This is a genomic window from Propionimicrobium sp. BV2F7, assembly GCF_000510445.1.
Taxonomy (GTDB): Bacteria; Actinomycetota; Actinomycetes; order Propionibacteriales; family Propionibacteriaceae; genus Propionimicrobium; species Propionimicrobium lymphophilum.
In genome coordinates this window covers 19,117-38,050 of the sequence record NZ_AZIS01000004.1, presented here as the reverse complement: position 1 = coordinate 38,050, position 18,934 = coordinate 19,117, and the positions used below count along the sequence as shown (strand labels likewise).

General features: G+C 57.2%; 17 protein-coding genes. 13 read left to right on the top strand and 4 right to left on the bottom strand.

Annotated features, from left to right (window positions below):
• Window positions 1–65 precede the first annotated feature (65 nt).
• Window positions 66–1,352, top strand: a complete 1,287-nt coding sequence (locus tag HMPREF1255_RS04520) for a PhoH family protein (protein ID WP_024111091.1) — start codon at window positions 66–68, stop codon at window positions 1,350–1,352.
• Here HMPREF1255_RS04520 and HMPREF1255_RS04515 read toward each other — a convergent pair.
• Both HMPREF1255_RS04515 and xseA read right to left on the bottom strand, forming a co-directional pair.
• A complete protein-coding gene (locus HMPREF1255_RS04515; RefSeq protein WP_016455407.1) occupies window positions 1,349–1,558 on the bottom strand; it encodes an exodeoxyribonuclease VII small subunit in 210 nt (69 codons plus the stop codon). The two genes, HMPREF1255_RS04520 and HMPREF1255_RS04515, sit on opposite strands and share 4 nt — an antisense overlap.
• Window positions 1,559–1,566: 8 nt before the next feature.
• Complete coding sequence (gene xseA / locus HMPREF1255_RS04510) at window positions 1,567–2,757, bottom strand: exodeoxyribonuclease VII large subunit (RefSeq protein WP_036917301.1); 1,191 nt, start codon at window positions 2,755–2,757, stop codon at window positions 1,567–1,569.
• A gap of 105 nt (window positions 2,758–2,862) precedes the next feature.
• Here xseA and HMPREF1255_RS04505 point away from each other — a divergent pair, with 105 nt between their 5' ends.
• Window positions 2,863–3,846, top strand: coding sequence for a 4-hydroxy-3-methylbut-2-enyl diphosphate reductase (locus HMPREF1255_RS04505; protein ID WP_016455409.1), 984 nt, complete (start codon window positions 2,863–2,865; stop codon window positions 3,844–3,846).
• On the opposite strand, the gene HMPREF1255_RS04500 is transcribed toward HMPREF1255_RS04505, so the two are convergent.
• Window positions 3,827–4,873 (bottom strand): DNA recombination protein RmuC, encoded by a 1,047-nt coding sequence (locus tag HMPREF1255_RS04500; protein ID WP_016455410.1) that lies wholly within the window; start codon window positions 4,871–4,873, stop codon window positions 3,827–3,829. The two genes, HMPREF1255_RS04505 and HMPREF1255_RS04500, sit on opposite strands and share 20 nt — an antisense overlap.
• 52 nt (window positions 4,874–4,925) lie before the next feature.
• Here HMPREF1255_RS04500 and HMPREF1255_RS04495 point away from each other — a divergent pair, with 52 nt between their 5' ends.
• Window positions 4,926–6,185, top strand: coding sequence for a M18 family aminopeptidase (locus HMPREF1255_RS04495; protein ID WP_024111044.1), 1,260 nt, complete (start codon window positions 4,926–4,928; stop codon window positions 6,183–6,185).
• Between the two features lie 77 nt (window positions 6,186–6,262).
• Here the strand turns inward: HMPREF1255_RS04495 and HMPREF1255_RS09390 are convergent, their stop codons facing one another.
• Entirely contained in the window at window positions 6,263–6,667 is a 405-nt protein-coding gene (locus HMPREF1255_RS09390) for a DUF4190 domain-containing protein (protein WP_024111195.1), read from the bottom strand.
• A 220-nt stretch (window positions 6,668–6,887) separates the two neighbouring features.
• On the opposite strand from HMPREF1255_RS09390, the gene HMPREF1255_RS04485 reads away from it, so the two are divergent.
• The 10 genes from HMPREF1255_RS04485 to guaB all read left to right on the top strand — a co-directional run bounded on the left by HMPREF1255_RS04485 (window position 6,888) and on the right by guaB (window position 18,931).
• Window positions 6,888–8,729 carry a hypothetical protein gene (locus HMPREF1255_RS04485; RefSeq protein WP_024111249.1) on the top strand — a complete coding sequence of 614 codons (1,842 nt, stop codon included), beginning with the start codon at window positions 6,888–6,890 and terminating at the stop codon, window positions 8,727–8,729.
• Between the two features lie 230 nt (window positions 8,730–8,959).
• On the top strand, window positions 8,960–10,033 hold the full coding sequence (gene ychF / locus HMPREF1255_RS04480) for a redox-regulated ATPase YchF (protein ID WP_024111147.1): 1,074 nt from the start codon (window positions 8,960–8,962) through the stop codon (window positions 10,031–10,033).
• On the top strand, window positions 10,011–11,876 hold the full coding sequence (locus HMPREF1255_RS04475) for an acyltransferase family protein (RefSeq protein WP_024111099.1): 1,866 nt from the start codon (window positions 10,011–10,013) through the stop codon (window positions 11,874–11,876). Before ychF ends, HMPREF1255_RS04475 begins: the two co-directional genes overlap by 23 nt.
• 281 nt (window positions 11,877–12,157) lie before the next feature.
• Window positions 12,158–12,697, top strand: coding sequence for a GNAT family N-acetyltransferase (locus tag HMPREF1255_RS04470; protein WP_024111240.1), 540 nt, complete (start codon window positions 12,158–12,160; stop codon window positions 12,695–12,697).
• 318 nt (window positions 12,698–13,015) lie between these two features.
• On the top strand, window positions 13,016–13,312 hold the full coding sequence (gene groES, locus HMPREF1255_RS04465) for a co-chaperone GroES (RefSeq protein ID WP_016455418.1): 297 nt from the start codon (window positions 13,016–13,018) through the stop codon (window positions 13,310–13,312).
• A 22-nt stretch (window positions 13,313–13,334) separates the two neighbouring features.
• Complete coding sequence (gene groL, locus HMPREF1255_RS04460; protein WP_024111188.1) at window positions 13,335–14,924, top strand: chaperonin GroEL; 1,590 nt, start codon at window positions 13,335–13,337, stop codon at window positions 14,922–14,924.
• A 249-nt stretch (window positions 14,925–15,173) separates the two neighbouring features.
• Window positions 15,174–16,004: a hypothetical protein gene (locus HMPREF1255_RS04455; RefSeq protein WP_155948475.1), complete on the top strand. Its 831-nt coding sequence runs from the start codon at window positions 15,174–15,176 to the stop codon at window positions 16,002–16,004.
• A 79-nt stretch (window positions 16,005–16,083) separates the two neighbouring features.
• The gene (locus HMPREF1255_RS04450; RefSeq protein ID WP_231376302.1) at window positions 16,084–16,461 is read left to right on the top strand and encodes an NUDIX domain-containing protein; all 378 of its coding nucleotides are present in this window, start codon (window positions 16,084–16,086) and stop codon (window positions 16,459–16,461) included.
• 83 nt (window positions 16,462–16,544) lie between these two features.
• Window positions 16,545–17,330 carry a polysaccharide deacetylase family protein gene (locus tag HMPREF1255_RS04445; RefSeq protein WP_024111154.1) on the top strand — a complete coding sequence of 262 codons (786 nt, stop codon included), beginning with the start codon at window positions 16,545–16,547 and terminating at the stop codon, window positions 17,328–17,330.
• Window positions 17,331–17,446: 116 nt separating this feature from the next.
• The gene (gene guaB / locus HMPREF1255_RS04440) at window positions 17,447–18,931 is read left to right on the top strand and encodes an IMP dehydrogenase (protein ID WP_036917290.1); all 1,485 of its coding nucleotides are present in this window, start codon (window positions 17,447–17,449) and stop codon (window positions 18,929–18,931) included.
• The last annotated feature ends 3 nt before the right edge of the window (window positions 18,932–18,934 follow it).

Here is an 18,934-nt window from a genome sequence, read left to right as displayed (position 1 = left end):
GACGAAAAGGTGAACAATCCGCCATAACGTAAGCGCACTTGGCCAGGCCTCGGTAAGTTCAAGTTATGGGCGTTAAGACCTACGTAATAGATACATCCGTCCTACTGAGCGACCCGAGGGCTATCACCAGGTTCGCAGAACACCACGTCGTGTTGCCGATCGTGGTTATCTCGGAGCTTGAGGGTAAGCGTCATCACCCCGATCTTGGCTATTTCGCCCGGGGAGCGCTGCGACTTCTGGACGAACTAAGAACCAAACACGGCAGGCTCGATCAGCCAATCCCAGTCAACGACGAAGGCGGCATCCTGCACGTCGAGTTAAACCACACGAGCCAGGCGAGAATGCCGGAGGGCTTCAGGCTTGGCGATAACGACACGAGAATTCTTTCCGTCGCGCTCAATTACAAAGCCGAGGGTGCAGACGTCATTGTCGTTAGCAAAGACCTGCCGATGCGAGTGAAAGCGGCGGCCATGGGCATCGAGGCCCAGGAATACCTGAACGAGCAGGTCGCAGATTCCGGCTGGACCGGCATGGCGGAGCTCGACGTAACTTTCGCGCAGATGGACGAGTTATTCGAGGCCGGCAAGGCGGATCTCGAACCCGCCAAGGAGCATCCGATAAACACCGGATTCGTGCTTCACGCGCCTGGATCAAGCGCGTTGGGCAGGAACGTCGGCGAAGGAAAAGTGAAGCTCGTCCGCAGCGATCTGGAGGCGTTCGGCATTCATGGCAGGAGCGCGGAGCAGCGTGTCGCGCTGGATCTTCTTTTGGATCCGAGCGTCGGAATCATCAGCCTCGGTGGCAGGGCCGGAACCGGTAAGTCCGCGCTGGCGCTATGCGCGGGGCTGGAGTTGGTCATGGAGCAGCACCAGTTCGAGAAGGTCATGGTTTTTCGCCCGATGTATGCGGTGGGCGGCCAGGAGCTCGGCTATCTGCCGGGCACCGAGACCGAGAAGATGTCGCCCTGGGGGCAGGCGGTTTTCGACACTCTCAGTTCAGTCACAAATAAGTTCGTCATCGACGAGTTGCTGGACCGCGAAATGATCGAAGTGCTGCCGCTAACCCACATCCGTGGGCGCTCACTGCACGACGCGTTCGTGATCGTCGACGAAGCCCAATCCCTCGAACGGAACGTGCTGCTGACCGTTCTCAGCCGAATCGGGCAGAACTCTCGGGTTGTGTTGACTCACGACGTTGCACAGCGCGACAACCTAAGGGTTGGACGATACGACGGCATCGCGGCTGTAGTTGAAAGGCTCAAGGGCAACCCGCTCTTCGCCCACGTGACGCTGACCCGTTCGGAACGTTCGGACATCGCCGCTCTCGTGACCGACCTGCTCGAGGATTTCTAGCTCTCGGTCTGCTTGGAGGCCTCGATCTTCTCTTTCGCGGAGTCTAGGAACTGCTGGCAGTAGGCGGCGAGCTTCTCGCCCGCCTCCCAAAGCTTCATGGACTCGGCTAGGGGAGCGCCGCCGGACTCCAGGCGAGTCACGATCTCCTCCAGCCGCGTGCGCGCCTGCTCGTAAGTGGGTTTCTGCTTGCCGTCTTCTTCGCTCATGCGGGCTCCTATTCTTCTATTGCGTCAACCTCGGCGAACAGTTGCCCGTCGCTGAGGTAAATCTGTAGTTGATCGCCAGGTTCGACGTCGCTGACGGACGTGACCGAAACGCCCTCGTCGTCGGCAATAATGGCGTAGCCGCGCTCGAGGGTGGCTTTGGGGGACATCGCCCTGATGCGGGCGAGAGCATTGGATAAGAATGCGTTCTCTTCGCGGATCTTTAGCTGTGTCGATAGCCCCAGCCTGCGACGAAGCTCTGCGATCTTTTCGGCGTGAACGCAAAGGGCTGCGGAAGGGTCTTTCAAGACCGGCCGAGAACGTAACCAGGTCAGCGCCTCTTGCTCCTTCGAGATGCGATTGGTGATCGCATTCCTTGCGCGTATCTTGGTGGCCTCTAAATTAGCCAACTCCTCGGCAGCTATTGGCACGACGATCTTCGCGGCGGCGGTTGGCGTCGACGCCCTTACGTCGGCTACCAGGTCCAGAATCGGGGTGTCCGGTTCGTGCCCGATCGCGCTGATGATCGGGGTTTTAGCCGCGGCGGCTGCACGCACCAGGCCCTCGTCGCTGAACGGCAGCAGGTCTTCTAGCGATCCGCCCCCACGGGCGATGATGATCACCTCGACCTGAGGATCGGCGTCCAATTCTTTCAAAGCCGCTATGACTTGCCCTGCGGCCTGCGGACCCTGGACGAGCGTGTTAATCACCCTGAACTCGGCCAGCGGCCAACGCAATTCAACGTTTCGGAGCACGTCCCTCTGAGCCGCGCTGTCGGCACCCGTGATCAAGCCGATCTTGCCGGGTAAAAACGGCAGTTTTTTCTTGCGAATCGGGTCGAAAAGTCCCTCGGCCTGCAACTTTCGTTTGAGCGCCTCGAGTTGGGCAAGCAGCTGGCCCTCGCCGACTATCCGTAGACTCCGGCACTCAAAACTTAGGCTCGAGTTCTTCTGCCAGACCGTCGGATGGACCTCGGCGATGACCTGCGTGTTGACCGTCAACGGACCGGCCGCGTCCAGCACGTGCGCCTGGCAACTGAGCCGTGCGGAAATCTCCTGATCGCGATCTCGAAGAGTGAAGAACTGCCTTCCGGTGCGACGGTTCAGCTCGATGATCTGGCCCTCGACCCAGACCCAGCCGCAGCGCTCGACCCAACTTTTAACATCGCGTACGACATCGGCGAGCGGGCGAGATTGCGGCATGTTCTGATTCACGTTGTCTACTTTAGATGCCGGCACTGACAATTTTCTGCTTCGACTTTCGCGCATTTTGAACGGGTTTCCTAGACTGGCTTGCTAGGAGGTCTGATGACGAAGAGAGTGATTGTGGCCGCACCGCGTGGCTACTGCGCGGGAGTGGATAGGGCTGTGGTGACGGTTCACCGTGCCCTGCAGAAGTACGGCGCGCCCGTTTACGTGCGCAAACAGATCGTTCATAACTTGCACGTCGTCAAGACCCTGGAAGAAAAGGGTGCCATCTTCGTTGACGAGCTAGACGAGGTGCCAACTGGTGAGTTGGTTATCTTCTCCGCGCACGGAGTTTCCCCCGCGGTTAGGGAAGAGGCGAAGAGCCGAAACCTTCGCACCATCGACGCGACCTGTCCTCTAGTCACCAAGGTGCACAACGAGGCTCGTCGTTTCGCGAAGCAGGGCTTACCCATTCTGCTTATCGGCCACGAGGGTCACGAAGAGGTCGAGGGCACCCAAGGCGAGGCGCCTGAAAACATCACTCTGGTTCAGCATCCCGACGAGGTGGACGGCCTGGACGTGCCCACCGATCAGCAGGTCGCTTGGCTCAGCCAGACGACGCTAAGCGTCGACGAAACCAGTCAGACCGTCCAAAAACTCAGGGAAAAGTACCCGCAGCTGTTGGACCCGCCCTCCGACGATATCTGCTACGCAACCTCCAACCGGCAGGCAGCGATCAAGGAGATCGCTGCTGAGTCCGACCTGGTGATTGTGGTTGGTTCCGCCAACTCGTCCAACTCGGTGCGGCTCGTCGAGGTCGCCGCGGAAGCTGGAGCGAAGCGGGCCGAACGAGTCGATTACGCCGAGGAGATCGACCCGTCTTGGCTGGAAGGAGTCGAGACCGTGGGGCTGACCTCCGGCGCTTCCGTGCCTGAGGAGTTAGTGCAGGGCGTCATCGAGCGGCTCGCCGAACTCGGCTATCCGCAGGCCACCGAAGAGCAGCTAGTCGACGAGCAGATGAGCTTCTCGCTGCCTCCGCAGCTTCGCACCCGACGCAGCGCAGCGGATGCCGAGGCTCAGGTGGCTAGTCGGAAGAATCACTAGTCAGCTCGGACGCCTGCGGCTGCCTGGCGGAAGCCGTTAGCGCCTGCGGGCCCTCCAAGCCGGAATCCGCAAGCTTCATCTCATTGAACTTCCTGGCGGTGACCAAAACCCTGGATTCCAGAGAGCCGATGGCATCGTTGTAGCTTTTTACCGACGTGGTGAGGGATTTGCCGAGCTTGACTAGGTGATTGGAAAGAGTGCCTAGGCGATCGTAAAGTTCGCGCCCGGTCTCGAAAACTTCTCGCGCGCTATCCGCCAATGCGGCCTGCTTCCAGCCGTAAGAGACCGCCCTCAACATCGCGATCAGTGTGGTGGGGGAAGCTAAAATCACGTCCCTTTCAGCGGCGTATTCGATGAGATCTGGCTGCTGGCTCAGCGCCTCCGCGGCGAGCGCCTCGGAAGGTAAGAAAAGCACCACGAACTCCGGACTATTCGCGTCCAGGCGCCAATATCTTTTAGCCGACAGCTGGTCTACGTGGCTACGCACCGCGTTGCCGAACTGCGCCAAAAGCCTGGCCTTCGCCGCCTCGTCCTCTGAAAGTTGAGCATCCAAGAAAGAAGTCAACGGAGTTTTGGCATCGACATAAACGAACTTGCCGTCGCCGAGCAGCACCTTCATGTCTGGACGAAGCCTGCCGTCAACCGTCGAAACGCTGTCTTGCGTGTAAAAATTGCAGTGATCGACCATCCCCGCGAGTTCGACCACTCGTTTGAGCTGCAGTTCTCCCCATTGACCGCGCACCTGCGGCTTGCGCAGGGCGTTCGAAAGTGCCCCTGTCTCGCGGCGCAGATTTTCGTTGGTGGAAACCACCGTCCGCACCTGTTCTGACAGCTGAGCGCCGAAGCTTGCCTGCTGTTTCTCGACCGCTTTCAGCTGATCGTTGAGCCGGTTCAGATATGCCGTCACGGGCTCCAGCTGGGGTGTTTGCGGCGCGGGGTTTTGCTGCCGCCTTGACCCCAGAAACAACCCGAGAAGGACGCAGATCATGGCGATCAGCGCGACGATGATTACTTGCGTGGTGTTCATGGTAGAGAGTCAATCACTCGCCACTGACAAAAAATGACTAGGCTTGGGCGCTGTGAGCACGCGAACATGGTTGAAGACATTTAGTGAATACATCGAGGCATCCCCGACGGCTTATCACGCGGCGCTGAATGCCGCTGAGATGCTCAGGAGCGCAGGCTTCACGTCGCTCGACGAGACGAAGCCTTGGGACGACGTCGTCGGCGCCCACTTCGTCGTTCGTGGCGGAGCTATTTTGGCCTGGCGGATGCCTCAGCGCCTGACAGAATCGAGCGGTCTGCGAATCCTTGGTGTGCACACAGACTCCCCGGCTCTTCAGATCAAGCCCGACTTCGATTTCGCTCGTTCGGGTCATCGACTGGTGGACGTCGAGGTTTACGGCGGCCCCCTGCTGAACACTTGGTTCGATCGAGAACTACGCGTAGCGGGACGAATCGTCGACAAGCAGGGCAAGATCTATCTGCTGAACACGGATCCGATCCTGCGGCTATCGTCGCTGGCGCCGCACCTGGACCGGGGTAGGGCAACCGAATTCAAACTCGACAAGCAGAATGATCTGCTGCCGCTATTCTCGATCGCGGATGCGGACGAGCCGCTGTCTGAATACTTATTAGACCTTGCCGGCGTGTTACCTAGCGAGGTCGCGGGCGCAGACCTATTCGCAGTGCCCAGCGAAAAACCCGCTATTTACGGTAGCCGCGACCAATTCTTCGCTTCCTACCGACTGGACAACCTGGCCAGCACTTACCCCGCGTTGCTGGCGATGCTCGAAGCCCGTCCCACCGAGCACGTTCAGGTCTTTGCCGCGTTCAACCACGAAGAGATCGGCTCCGCCACCACCGAGGGCGCCTCCGGATCCTTCCTTTCCGATATTCTGACTCGACTCAGCTTCGCGATGGGCCTCGACACCGGCGAGCACCTGGCCTGGCTGCAGCGCGCAACCTGCGTCTCGGCAGACGTCACCCACGGTCTCAACGCCACCAAGGCCGATCACTACGACCCGCGCTGCTACCCGTCCCTGGGTTACGGGCCGGCCATGAAGATCAGCGCGGCCGGCAAATACGCAACTGACTCAGCCTCCGGACCTTTCTGGAAGCGTGCATGCGACGCGGCCGGGGTGCCTAGCCAGAACTACGTCAATAACAACAACATTCCGGGCGGCACGACCATTGGGCCGCTGGTTGCGACGAGGATGGGCATCAGCACCGTCGACGTTGGCCTGCCGATTCATTCCATGCATTCGGCTAGGGAGATGTGCGCCACCACAGACTTGATCTCCTTTAACAAGGCCGCAAAGGCCTATTTGGTGGGTTAAAAGCTCGTAGATAAAATGTCGGCCGCGTTTACTAACGCAGCCGACATTTATTTTGTGTCTTATTTTCTTGCCCTGTTTTAGTAGTCCATGGGTCCGCTAATAGCCAGCAATATCGTGATTACTAACAACACGATTCCGATGCAAAACAGAACCGTCGCCGCGATGCCTAGCCCCCAGCCAACGGTCAGCATGGTGGACTTGCCGTATGCGCCCGGATGCTGCCTGATCTCTTTTCGAGCTTTGTTGCCTATTATCAGAGTGACGATGCCAAGCGGCTGGAAAATTATCAGGCTGATGATGCCCAGAATCAGGACCGTCGTCGATTGTGGATGGTCCGGAGCGTACGGCGAGACGGTATTTCCATACTGAGAGGAGAAACTATCCTGCGGGTATGTGGTCTGCCTGTAGCTCGAATTGGTGTCGTAGCCCCGCTTCGAGTTGGGCTGGAACCGGTTGTTTTCTGGATTGAATTGGTCGGTCACTTTAAGTGCCCCTTTAATCGGTAGCTTCCAATTGCAGTCTAGGCATTAATACAGGGAGAAAGCGAGACGCCCCGATCTCTTTCTCGCTGCTATTCACCGAGGCGGCAACTGGGAAGTATTTATTCTCGATTCACGGCCATAAAGCTCAGTTAGAACCGTGCAGTCCTAACTATCTTCGACCTGCCGCAGCAAGGCGCATACCTGTTGCTAGCATGAACACATGAATCAGCAAGGGGTAAAAAAGAATTCCAACGTCTCGGGAAAACGTCAAAGAACTGGCCTGAGAGTCACTCTGGTTTTGGTCGGCGTCCTGATTTTGGGTTTAGTTGTCGGGACAATCGGATATCTGACCGCCAGTCCTGGTCTGAACGATTCGACTAAAGCGCCTGGGCTGGTGCAAATCGTCGACGTTTCTCGTGGCGGGAGCGCCCCTAAGATCGTGCCCTTCGAGTCCGGCCCTTTCCTTGAGAATGGAGAGCTTCGAGTTTTCAGGGGACAAGATTATTTTTCTGACGAGCTGATCGCCGTCGATAAGGACGACAACGGCGCAATCGCCCGCTGGAGGACCAAAGTTGTTGATGGAAGCGATTGCGAATTAAACGATTCCTCCGTCAGCTGCTCGGGCCAGAGCGTCGACCTTGAAACAGGCGAGCTGTCGGGCGAGCCGGATAGCTTCTCTAGCGCTAACTATCCATATGACAGCATGACCCCACCGTCCCTCAACGAGCTGGATGAGAGCGGTATAGAGCTGCATGTTGACGGTTTCGAGGTGTATGCCACAAAGGACTACGACGTTCTGTGGAAGAAGAACATCAGCGAAGACGATCTAAAACTGAACGGATTCTTGACCACCAGCCCGTCCGTGATCGTGTCTAACGGAACCTACATCCTCGGCTCCGAAGATGGCCTGACCAGCAATAAACTTTCTGACGACTCTCAGTTGTGGCAGATCAATGTTCCGGAAGGATCCTCGCTGACCTCATGGGTCACAGATGGCCAGCGAATCTTCATAGTCGATTCAAAAGGTAGTCTTTCCGAGTTCGATCTGGCCAAGACCGATTCTAATAACGAAAAGGTGAAAGAAGAGGCAAAGGCCAGGGCCGAGGCCGAGAAAGGTGATCAGCTTTCCTTAAAGGAAGTTACCCAGCACGAGCTGGTTCTTCCTAAGGGGTGCATAGATTTCCAGAAGTCCATGGATAGCTCGATCTCCGACCGGGGCACCTTCAAAGACGGCGTCATGGAGGGAAACTCCGGGGTTGAAATCAAGCATTCCGTCCCCGTGGACGTCGAAGGCGAGAGCCACCTGGCAATCCAGTTCGAGTGCACCACCGAGACGGGCTCCACATTCGTAGCCGTCTACGGTGCGGACGGTAGCAAGCTTTCCGACATCGGAATAAGCAACTTTACGGCCGCTCCGCCCGTGGCGAGATTCGATCTAAAAATGATGGAGCCGGCCGACGGTGGCATCAGGATGCGTTGGGGAAGCGTCCGCACTAATGGCGACGGCCCGCTTCCCGACACTATGTATCTGCTGGAGGCCAGCGCAGAGGCCGAATCAGTGCTCTCGTGGGACGGAGAAGCCTTCGTCCAGGACGTCGACAACACGACGGTTTATCTGCCGAACGGAGAATCTATCAAGTTGCCGACGACGTCTGAAGCGCACGAACTTTTGGAACAGATCTCGGCGGGCAACCTCGACGACGCAAGATTCAGCAGCAAACTTTCGCAGTCCATGGAAGAGGGCACTGACAAGGGAGAGGGCGCTCCTCGCGTCATGCCAATTAAGTACGATCCCCGATTCAAGAAATCGCTATATGTATATGGTTGCGGTTTGAAGCTTGCCGATGGCATCGGGATATCGAACGCCAAGATCGACACTCGCGACTACTTCAGCTACGGCGGTTTCCCGTCCAGCAGCAGTAAAAAGACGAATGCATCCAGCGAGGACCACTGGGTGGCGTGCGCCTACGGAACCGACGAAAAGCCGAGGGATGTTGGATACGGCTACTTGCTTTTCGACGGTGAGAAGCTGCCCGATCTCTACGCGGTTGGCCTGGTTTAGAAGAGACGAGCGCAAGAGCTCCGCCCTTAATCTCTAGGCTTGCCTGCGTCATCGGCAAAGACAAGACGCCGCGCGATGACAAGGAATACGGCTATTTCATCTTAGATGGCGAACAGCTTCCCGCCCTCTACGCGTGGCGCTGTTGTAGCGCCTAGCTAGAGACATCTCGGTGGCAAGTTTTAACTAGCTGAAGCCGGCATTGTCAGTTATCTCGGCTAGACTTATGCGCCGTGGCACTAACTATCGGAATCGTGGGCTTGCCGAACGCCGGCAAATCGACCCTTTTTAACGCTCTTACCCGTAACGACGTCCTGGCTGCGAACTACCCGTTCGCGACAATCGAGCCCAACGTTGGTGTGGTCGGCGTCCCAGACCCGAGGCTGGATAAACTGGCCGAAATCTACGGATCGCAGAAGACGATCCCCGCCACAGTTAGTTTCGTCGATATCGCGGGTATCGTCCGCGGTGCTTCTACGGGCGAGGGCATGGGTAACGAGTTCCTCGCCAATATTCGCGAGGCGGATGCGATCTGCCAGGTGACCAGGGTCTTCGAGGACCCGGACGTCACCCACGTCGATGGCGAAGTAAACCCGGGCAACGACATCGACACGATCCGCACCGAGCTGATCCTCGCCGACATTCAAACAATGGAGAAGGCGATGCCCAAGCTCGAGAAGGAAGCGCGCATCAAAAAGGAGATGCGCCCCAAGTACGATGCCTGGCAGGAGGCGTACGAGATCCTCTCTGAGGGCAAGGGCATCTTCCAGTCCGATCTCGACCCTGACCCACTTCGCGATCTGTTTCTGCTGACCGCGAAGCCCTACATTTACGTTTTCAACCTCGACCAAGACGAACTCGGCAACGAGGAGCTGAAATCTAAGCTCGCCGATATCGTCGCACCCGCCGAGGCCATCTTCCTAGACGCCAAGTTCGAATCCGAACTGGTGGAGATGAGCCCGGAAGAGGGTCGTGAGTTCTTGGCTGAGTCAGGCGTTGAGGAGCCGGGCCTCGACAAGCTGGCTCGCGTTGGTTACGACACTCTTGGCTTGCAAAGCTATCTGACCGCAGGACCGAAGGAAGCGCACGCCTGGACTATCCACAAGGGCGCAACCGCACCTGAGGCCGCTGGCGTCATTCACACCGACTTCCAGAAGGGCTTCATTAAGGCTGAAGTCATGAGCTACGACGATCTAGTCGAGCTAGGTAGTGAGCAAGAGGTTAAGGCTGCCGGAAAGATGCGTCTGGAGGGCAAAGACTACGTAATGCAGGACGGGGATATCGTTGAATTCAGATTCAACGTTTAAGGTTTTCAAAAATCTAAAACAAGCCAACGCGGCTACCGGCAGGTTCGGTGCGGTGGACGGGTTGCGCGCGCTCGCGATCATTGGCGTCATCCTATTCCATACGCGTCCCGTTACTTTGAGCGGTGGCTTCATTGGCGTCACGATTTTCTTCGTCCTCTCCGGCTACTTCGCGATGAGGACGCTGCTTCGTGCAGACAAAACCTTCAGCTGGCTTGGGTACGTTTGGCAAAGGCTGAAGCGGATCTGGCCGAGCATTCTGGTGCTGATCGTCTTAACGATGATTGCCTCGTGGCTGGTCTCGCCATCTTTGCTGCCGAAGACGCAATCTGATGTGGCGCCTAGCGCATTCTTCTTCAGCAACTGGTCTTACATACTCCGCGAAGTCTCGTATTTCGATAACGCTGGGTTGCCTTCTCCGCTAAAGCATCTCTGGTACGTCAGCCTGATTATGCAGGCCTTCGTTGTGTGGTCTCTGATCTTCGCCGTGGCAAGGCATTGGGTTAAGACCAGGCGGGGCTGGCTATTAGTAAGCTCGGCTCTGGTAGTCGCTTCGCTTGCAGTTATGTTTGGCCTCAGCCTTACCGGCCAAGACGCCACCAGCCGCATCTACTACGGCCTGGACACGCGGGCGGGGGAGTTCCTCGTAGGTGTGACCTTAGCGACGATCATCGGTCCCCGGCAGTGCAGAAAAGTCGAGGTTAGGGAGGCTAACAAGATAGATCTGGCGTCCAGCAAGGTCTCTGGTTTGCTTCGCTCGATGCTGGGTCTGCTCGCCGTCGCCATTTTGATCGCGGCCTTCTTCCTCGTCGACGGCGCTGCGTCGTGGCTGCCGCACGGAGGATACCTGCTATTCGCTTTGGTCTCGGCAGTGGCAATGTGGGCCTGCCTGAGTCCGAACACGTGGTTTGCTAAGGCGCTCTCATTCGAACCTCTAAGCTACCTAGGCACTCGTTCGTTCGCCCTCTATCTGGTTCATTTCCCAATCTTGCTGATGTTTAATCCAGCAACCCGGACAACGGACATCGGCATCCCAGAACGAGTGCTGCACGCGGCGATCATCTTGGTTGCAGCTGAGTTGCTCTATCAGCTCATGGAGAGGCCCAAGGGCATGTTTAAGAAACCAAAATCAATCGCCACGGTCCGGATCTCTGCAATTGTGGTTTGCGCTTTGCTGACGCTCGCATTCGCTTTCGTCAGCATCGACTGGAAGGGCGCGGCCGAGAAGAGGGCAATCGAGCTGCGGCCGGAACTCGCCGCAACCCCAACCCCCACTCCCATCCCGACACCTACAGAGGTTGCGCCCAAGCCGGTAGCTGCTCAGGTGCCTAGCGGGCTTGACGCGTCCGATTGGAAGATCGATTCGGCCACAGGAACATGCCAGACCCCGGTTACCCTCGTCGGCGATTCCGTCTTGCTCGGTGCCCAGCCCCAACTGCAGGAGGTGCTGCCGAACTCGTACGTGGACGGAAAGGTCAGCCGCAGCGTCTTCGAGGGGCCCGCTGTTTACCAGCAGGCGGTTGCGAACGGTAGCCCTGGCAAAGTCGTCGTGTACGCATTGGGCACCAATGGCCCGATCTTTGACGACGATCTGCTTCAAGGTTTGGTTGATTCCGCGAACGGTCTGCCGGTCTACTTTCTGACGCTTCGGGTTCCGCAGGCACATCAGGATCCCAGCAACGATGCCCTGTGGAGCTACGTTTCATCGCATCCGAACGTCGGATTGTTGGATTGGTTTTCTTTGACTAAGGACCATCCCGAATATTTGGCTGACGATGGCATTCACCTAACTCCCGCTGGAAGTCAGGCGTATTCGAACATGATCCTGCGCGGAATCTGCGTCTAATGTGGCATTAGTGCCGTCCAGCAGTGGCGCCAGATCGTCGTCAACTTCTCCATGCCGCAGGTTCGCGCAGGGGTTAACTTCGGCATGTTTACAGACTGGGAGGGTGGCGAGTTTTGTTCCGATCGAACGTCGCGAGGCCGAAATAGAAGCAATGCTCGGCGAGCTCGAGGGCCTGCTAAAGTAGATCTTCCAACCCTTGAAATGCCACCCGGAACCCCGGGTGGCGTTTTTTCGTTTTGGTCACGAGTTGTGTTGAGGCACTCCAGAAATAAGATCGAAGCATGAGTGCAGCCGATGAATCTTCAATCCGTTTAGCAAAACCTAGCGACGCGAAACGAGTTAGCGAGTTCGCTAAATCAACATTTCCGCTCGCGTGCCCAGACTTTGCGGTGGTTGAGGACATTCAGGCTTACATTGACGCGAACCTGCGCGTAGCAGACTTCGAAAAGTATCTAACCGACCCCGACACCCTCGTCATCGTCGCCGAAGATGACGAGATAACCGGCTACATCCTCATGTGGTTCGGCGAAGTAGCGAAGCCGGACCCAAGCTTCGGGGTCAAGGCAAACAAGCCCGCCTACATTTCCAAATGTTACGTCGCCGAACACCTGCATAGGAGCGGGCTGGCGGCTCGAATAATTGAGCGCGCCAAAGAAGAAGCCCGCGCCCGCGGTGCAGATGTGCTGTGGCTAAACACCAGCCAGCACAACCACCGGGCAGGGAAGTTCTATGCAAAGAACGGTTTCGAAAACGTCGGCGTCAAAACCTTCCAGTTAGGCGCAATGACCGACGACGACTTCGTCTTCGCCTGCAAGCTTTAGCGCAGAGACTGGGCAGTGCCGAACATGCCCAAGGCGGCGAAAAGCATGAACAGGAGCATGATGCCAATAGCGATCAGTTGCCAGATGAATGCTGCGCGCGCCCAGTTTTGCTTCGAGATGGAGGCGGAGCCGCCGAAAGCTGTAATTAGGCTATGAGAATAAAAGAAACTGGCACTCGAGTTGTGCGAGTGCCAATGGATGGCTAGGGTTGTTTTAGCACTCGTTGATAGCGGGTGCTAATCCTTGAGATGGCACCGCGACGGCGTCTCGAGAACAACAAGACAATTGATTTGAGAATCTATAGAGAAAGGGGCAATCGTGGCAACCACGATCAAGCCGCTTGAGGACCGCGTCCTCGTACAGCCAATGGAAGCCGAAACCACCACCGCCTCTGGCCTGGTCATCCCGGACAGCGCCAAGGAAAAGCCGCAGGAAGGCAAGGTCGTTGCTACTGGCCCAGGCCGCATCGACGACAAGGGTGAGCGCATTGCTATGGACGTCAAGGAAGGCGACGTCGTTATCTTCAGCAAGTACGGCGGCACCGAGGTTCACTACGACGGCGCTGACTACCTGCTGCTGAACACCCGCGACATCCTCGCGGTCGTAGAGAAGTAAATCTTTTTTAGAAGAGGCAGTTATGGCTAAGGAACTTATTTTTGACGAGGAGGCCAGGCGCGCCCTCGAGCGCGGTGTTGACACGCTAGCCAACACCGTCAAGGTGACGCTCGGCCCCAAGGGTCGCTACGTCGTTCTAGACAAGAAGTTCGGCGCCCCGACCATTACCAACGACGGTGTTTCCGTCGCCAAGGAAGTTGAGCTGGAGGATCCGTACGAGAACCTCGGCGCCCAGCTGACCAAGGAAGTTGCCACCAAGACCAACGACGTCGCTGGCGACGGCACCACCACCGCCACCGTCCTGGCTCAGGCCATGGTCAACGAGGGCCTGCGCGCTGTTGCCGCTGGCATCAGCCCAGTCGGCCTGAAGCGCGGCATCGAGAAGGCCACCAAGGCTGTCATCGACCACCTGCACGGTGTAGCCAAGCAGATCGACAAGGTCGACGACATGGCTTCGGTCGCCACCATCAGCTCCCGCGACAAGGAAATCGGCGACATCATCGCCCAGGCCTTCGAGAAGGTTGGCAAGGACGGCGTGATCACCGTCGAGGAATCCCAGACCTTCGGCACCGAGCTCGATTTCACCGAGGGCATGCAGTTCGACAAGGGCTACATCTCGCCTTACTTCGTGACTGACCAGGACCGCATGGAGTCCGTCCTCGAAGACCCGTACATCCTGCTGCACCAGGGCAAGATCTCCTCGATGAACGATCTGCTGCCGCTGCTGGAGAAGGTCATCGCCGCTAACGGCTCTCTGGTTGTTATCGCCGAAGACGTCGACGGTGAAGCTCTGAGCACCCTGGTTGTTAACAAGATCCGCGGCACCTTCAACTCGGTCGCAGTCAAGGCCCCGGCCTTCGGCGATCGTCGCAAGGCAATGCTGCAGGACATGGCCGTGCTGACCGGTGGCGAGGTTGTCTCGTCCGAGGTTGGCTTGAAGCTCGACCAGGTTGGTCTTGAGGTTCTCGGCCGTGCACGTCGCGTTGTTGTCGACAAGGACAGCACCACGATCGTCGACGGCGCTGGCGATGCAGAAGCCGTGAAGGCTCGCGTTGCTCAGCTGCAGGCTGAGTCGGCTAACAGCGATTCCGAGTGGGACCGCGAGAAGCTGGCCGAGCGCATCGCTAAGCTCGCCGGTGGCGTTTGCGTCATTCGCGTTGGCGCCGCAACTGAGGTTGAGCTCAACGAGAAGAAGCACCGCATCGAGGACGCCGTTTCGGCTACTCGTGCAGCTATCGAGGAAGGCATCGTCGCTGGCGGTGGCGCAGCTCTGGTGCACGCCGCTGCGTCGCTCGATAACCTAGAGGTCGCCGATAACGACGAGAAGCACGGCGTCGCAATCCTGCAGAAGGCAATTGCCGAGCCGCTGCGCTGGATCGCCGAGAATGGCGGCAAGCCGGGCTACGTTATCGTCAGCAAGGTTTCCGAGATGGGTGAAGAAGAAGGCTATAACGCAGCCGACGACACCTATGGCAACCTGATCGAGCAGGGCGTTATTGACCCGGTTAAGGTCACCCGCTCCGCTCTTGCTAACGCCGCTTCGATCGCTAGCCTGATCCTGACCACCGAGACTCTCGTGGTTACGGCCAAGGAAGAAGACGAAGAGAAGTAAAAATCTCTAAAATTTGGCCCCGGTTCAAGACGAGCCGGGGCCAAATTGTTTGTTGCGTCAGTTTTGGCTCGTTGTCGGACCAAAACTGACGCAACAAATTAATTTTGCCTGTGAATAAGTCCCAGTACGTCATTTTTGCGTCGGCAAGATGGCTGGGTGCACCAAAAATACAAGTTTTCTCCCTCTGTAAAACGACTTATTTCTCTTCAAGATGGGGTCATCTCTAGGTCTCAAGCCGTTGGTCTGTCGATGCCGGCTAGCACAGTAAAGCGATTGATTCGTGACGAACAGTGGCGAAGTATCGTTTCCGGTATTTATTTCGTTGGAGTCGCGGAACCTTCTTGGCGAGCGATGGCATGGGCAGGCATATTGGTTGGTGGCGTTGGGTCCATGCTGACTGGGCTTGCCGGAGCATATGGGTGGGGTATCGCTGATAAGGCTCCGGAAATAATCGATGTTTTAGTGCCTCCAAATAAAAGGACACAAAAGATTCAAGGACCTTGGCGCTTCGAGCGTCGACGGACGTTGCCGAGAGCGCACGGGGATTTGCCCGTTGCAGCTCCTCAAGAGGTGATTCTCGACGTATGTGATGCTCAGCCCGAAAAAGCTGCCTACTGGATTAGCCAGGCTTGCTACAAGATTAGATGGCTACGACCTGATGATGTTAGCAACGCACTCGAAGCTAGAAGTCGTTATAAGCACAGGAAGCTTGTGTCTCAAATAGTCGGCGACTACAAACAAGGCATTCAAAGCGTCCTTGAGAAGAAGTATTACATTGACGTCGAGAAGGCACATGGCCTGCCCAAGGGGAGACGCCAAAGCAGGGGCAGGTTTCAAACTGACGTCGATTACGGCGGGGTGTTCGTTGAGCTTGATGGCAGAGCTGGGCATGTTGGCGGCGGCAGGTTCAGGGATATGGAGCGAGATAATTACCACGCTGTTATGGGTGCGGTTACTTTGCGTTATGGCTGGGACGACGTAAATTACCGCCCGTGCGAGGTTGCCTTTCAGGTGAACCAAGTTCTAGGTAGATACGGAATTAGAAGCGAGGCTCACCCGTGCCCAAAGTGCAGAACCTAGGCATTGAGTCAATTTTGGCTCGTTGTCGGACCAAAACTGACGCAATAAATGGTTAAATCTCCTTGTGCCTGAAGTACATGTGAGTGCGGTCGTTTTGCGTAATAAGTCTGGGGAAGTGCTACTCGTCCGCAAACGTGGGACGAAGATGTGGATGAATCCCGGTGGCAAGCCAGAGCCGGGGGAGGACGCGCGTCAATGTGCCGTGCGCGAGGTCCGCGAAGAGCTCGGCCTGGAGCTAGACCCCGACCGTTTAGTTTCCCTCGGTAAACATACGGCCCAGGCCGCAAACGAGCCAGGATTTAACGTAGTAGCAAACTGTTTCGTGTGGCCAGATCCCATTCCTGAAACGACCGGCCCGCACGCCGAAATATCCGAAGTTCGCTGGAACGACATGTCTAATCTCGACGACGAAACTCTCAGCCCTTTGCTCGTCCAGGAAATTTATCCCCTTCTCTAAGGTTGCAGCTTGTCTTTCGTCTGTGGTAGCCGCGCAACTTAGAATCTGATTGTCCGCCTGCCGTGGCGTCCTGAAGGGGGATAATGCGAAGGTTCCACGTAGCAATAATTGCCGGCGCTCTGTTGCTTGGCGGCTGTGCTCAAAATCCTGCGTCTACTCGTCTCGAGCCGACGCAGGCGGTAGCCACGTCTCGGTCTGCCGCCGAGGTCACGCCGACGCCTTCCGTAACACCCACCCAAGTGCGCAGCGAGGCAGACTGTTCGATCGAAAAGTGCATCGCGCTGACTTTCGACGACGGCCCCGGCAAATTCACAGACAAGCTATTAGACGGTCTAAAAAAGACGGATGCAAAGGTCACCTTTTTCTTGGTGGGTAACAGTATCGCGGGAAACGAAGACACCGTGAAGAGGATGGTCGACGAGGGGCATGAGGTTGCCAACCATTCTTTTAACCACCCTGATTTCGTAAAGGTGGGGCCTGCTTCTGCCGCCTGGCAGCTCGACATGACTTCGGCGGAGATTCAGCGCGCAGCGGGTGTAGCGCCCAAACTTGCTCGCCCGCCCTACGGCTCTTTTAACAATTACACGCCGAGACAGAATATGAGCTTCGTGCTGTGGAGCGTCGACACCCTTGACTGGCAGAACCGTGACGTGGACATCATGACGAAGAATGCTCTCGATGGTGCGTATCCCGGCGGAATTATTTTGATGCACGACATTCACGAGCCAACGGTTAAGGCCGTTCCCGCGCTCATAGAAAAGCTGGAGGCGATGGGCTACCGCCTAGTGACGGTGTCGAAATTGCTCGGTGACGACCTCGTCATCGGCAAGGTCTACGCGGGCGTGCGCAAACCGTATCCGGCATCGTAACTATCCGAATAGGGTGGAATGTGAGACCTGCCCGGAACGTTATAGACTTACATCAATATCAAGCGTAAACGGGAAGGTGCCAAGTGTCTGAACTTACCGAGGCCGGCGTGCCGAAGATGTTCCAAGTATTGGGCTTAACTTTTGATGACGTGCTGCTGCAGCCGCGCATGTCGGATGTGATCCCCAGCGAGGTGAATACCGCCAGCAAGGTCAGTAAAAACATCACGTTGAATGTGCCGTTATTGAGTGCGGCAATGGACACGGTTACCGAGGAGCGCATGGCAATCGCTATGGCTCGCGAGGGTGGCATCGGTATCTTGCATAGGAACCTTTCCGTCGACGCCCAGGCCCACATGGTCGATCAGGTTAAGCGTTCCGAGGCCGGAATGATTGATGAGCCGATCACCATCACCCCCGACCAGACGCTTGCTGATGCAGAGAAGCTTTGTGGCACTTACAAAATCAGCGGTATCCCGGTTGTCGATAAGGACATGACGCTGGTCGGCATCATTACTAACCGCGATATGCGTTTTGAGCATGATCTTTCGCGCCCGGTCAGCGAGGTCATGACGAAGATGCCGCTGGTTACCGCAGACCGTGGCACCAGCCGCGAGGACGCTTTGGCTCTTCTGGCTAAGCACAAGATTGAGAAGCTCCCGCTGGTCGACGCTAACAACAAGCTGACCGGTCTGATAACTCTTAAAGACTTCGTCAAGACCGACCAATACCCGATGGCCGCAAAGGACGCCCAGGGCAGGTTGCGCGTCGGTGCAGGTATCGGCATTCTCGGCGACGCCTGGGAGCGCGCTATGGCGCTCGTTGATGCGGGCGTCGACCTGATCGTCGTCGACACTGCGCACGGCCACTCCACCGCTGAGATCGAGATGATCAAGCGTCTGAAGAAGGAGCCGGCTGCTAAGGGCGTCGACATTATCGGCGGTAACGTGGCCACCTACGAGGCTTCTAAGGCGTTGGTTGAGGCCGGCGTCGACGGCATTAAGGTTGGCATTGGCCCTGGCTCGATCTGCACCACCCGCGTTGTTGCGGGCGTCGGTGTTCCTCAGATCACCGCTATTTATGAATCCGCTCGCGCTGCTAAGCCTGCTGGTGTTCCGATCATCGGTGACGGCGGCCTGCAGTACTCCGGCGATATCGCCAAGGCAATCGTTGCCGGCGCTGACACCGTGATGCTCGGTTCCATGCTTGCCGGTTGCGACGAGAGCCCGGGCGAGCTCGTCTTCATCAATGGTAAGCAGTTCAAGGAATATCGTGGCATGGGCAGTCTCGGTGCGATGGCCACTCGCGGCAAGCACATGAGCTACTCGAAGGACCGCTACTTCCAGGCGGACGTCACGAGTAACGACAAGATCATTCCCGAGGGTATTGAGGGCCAGGTTGCTTACCGTGGCCCGCTCGGCCAGGTGGTATACCAGATCGTTGGCGGCCTGCACCAGTCGATGTTCTATTCGGGCGCCTCTACTGTCCCGCAGCTGCAGGAGAATGGTCGTTTCGTACGCATCACCTCTGCTGGCCTTCGCGAATCGCACCCGCACGACATCCAGATGACTGTTGAAGCCCCGAACTACTCGAGTCACAGGTAGGTA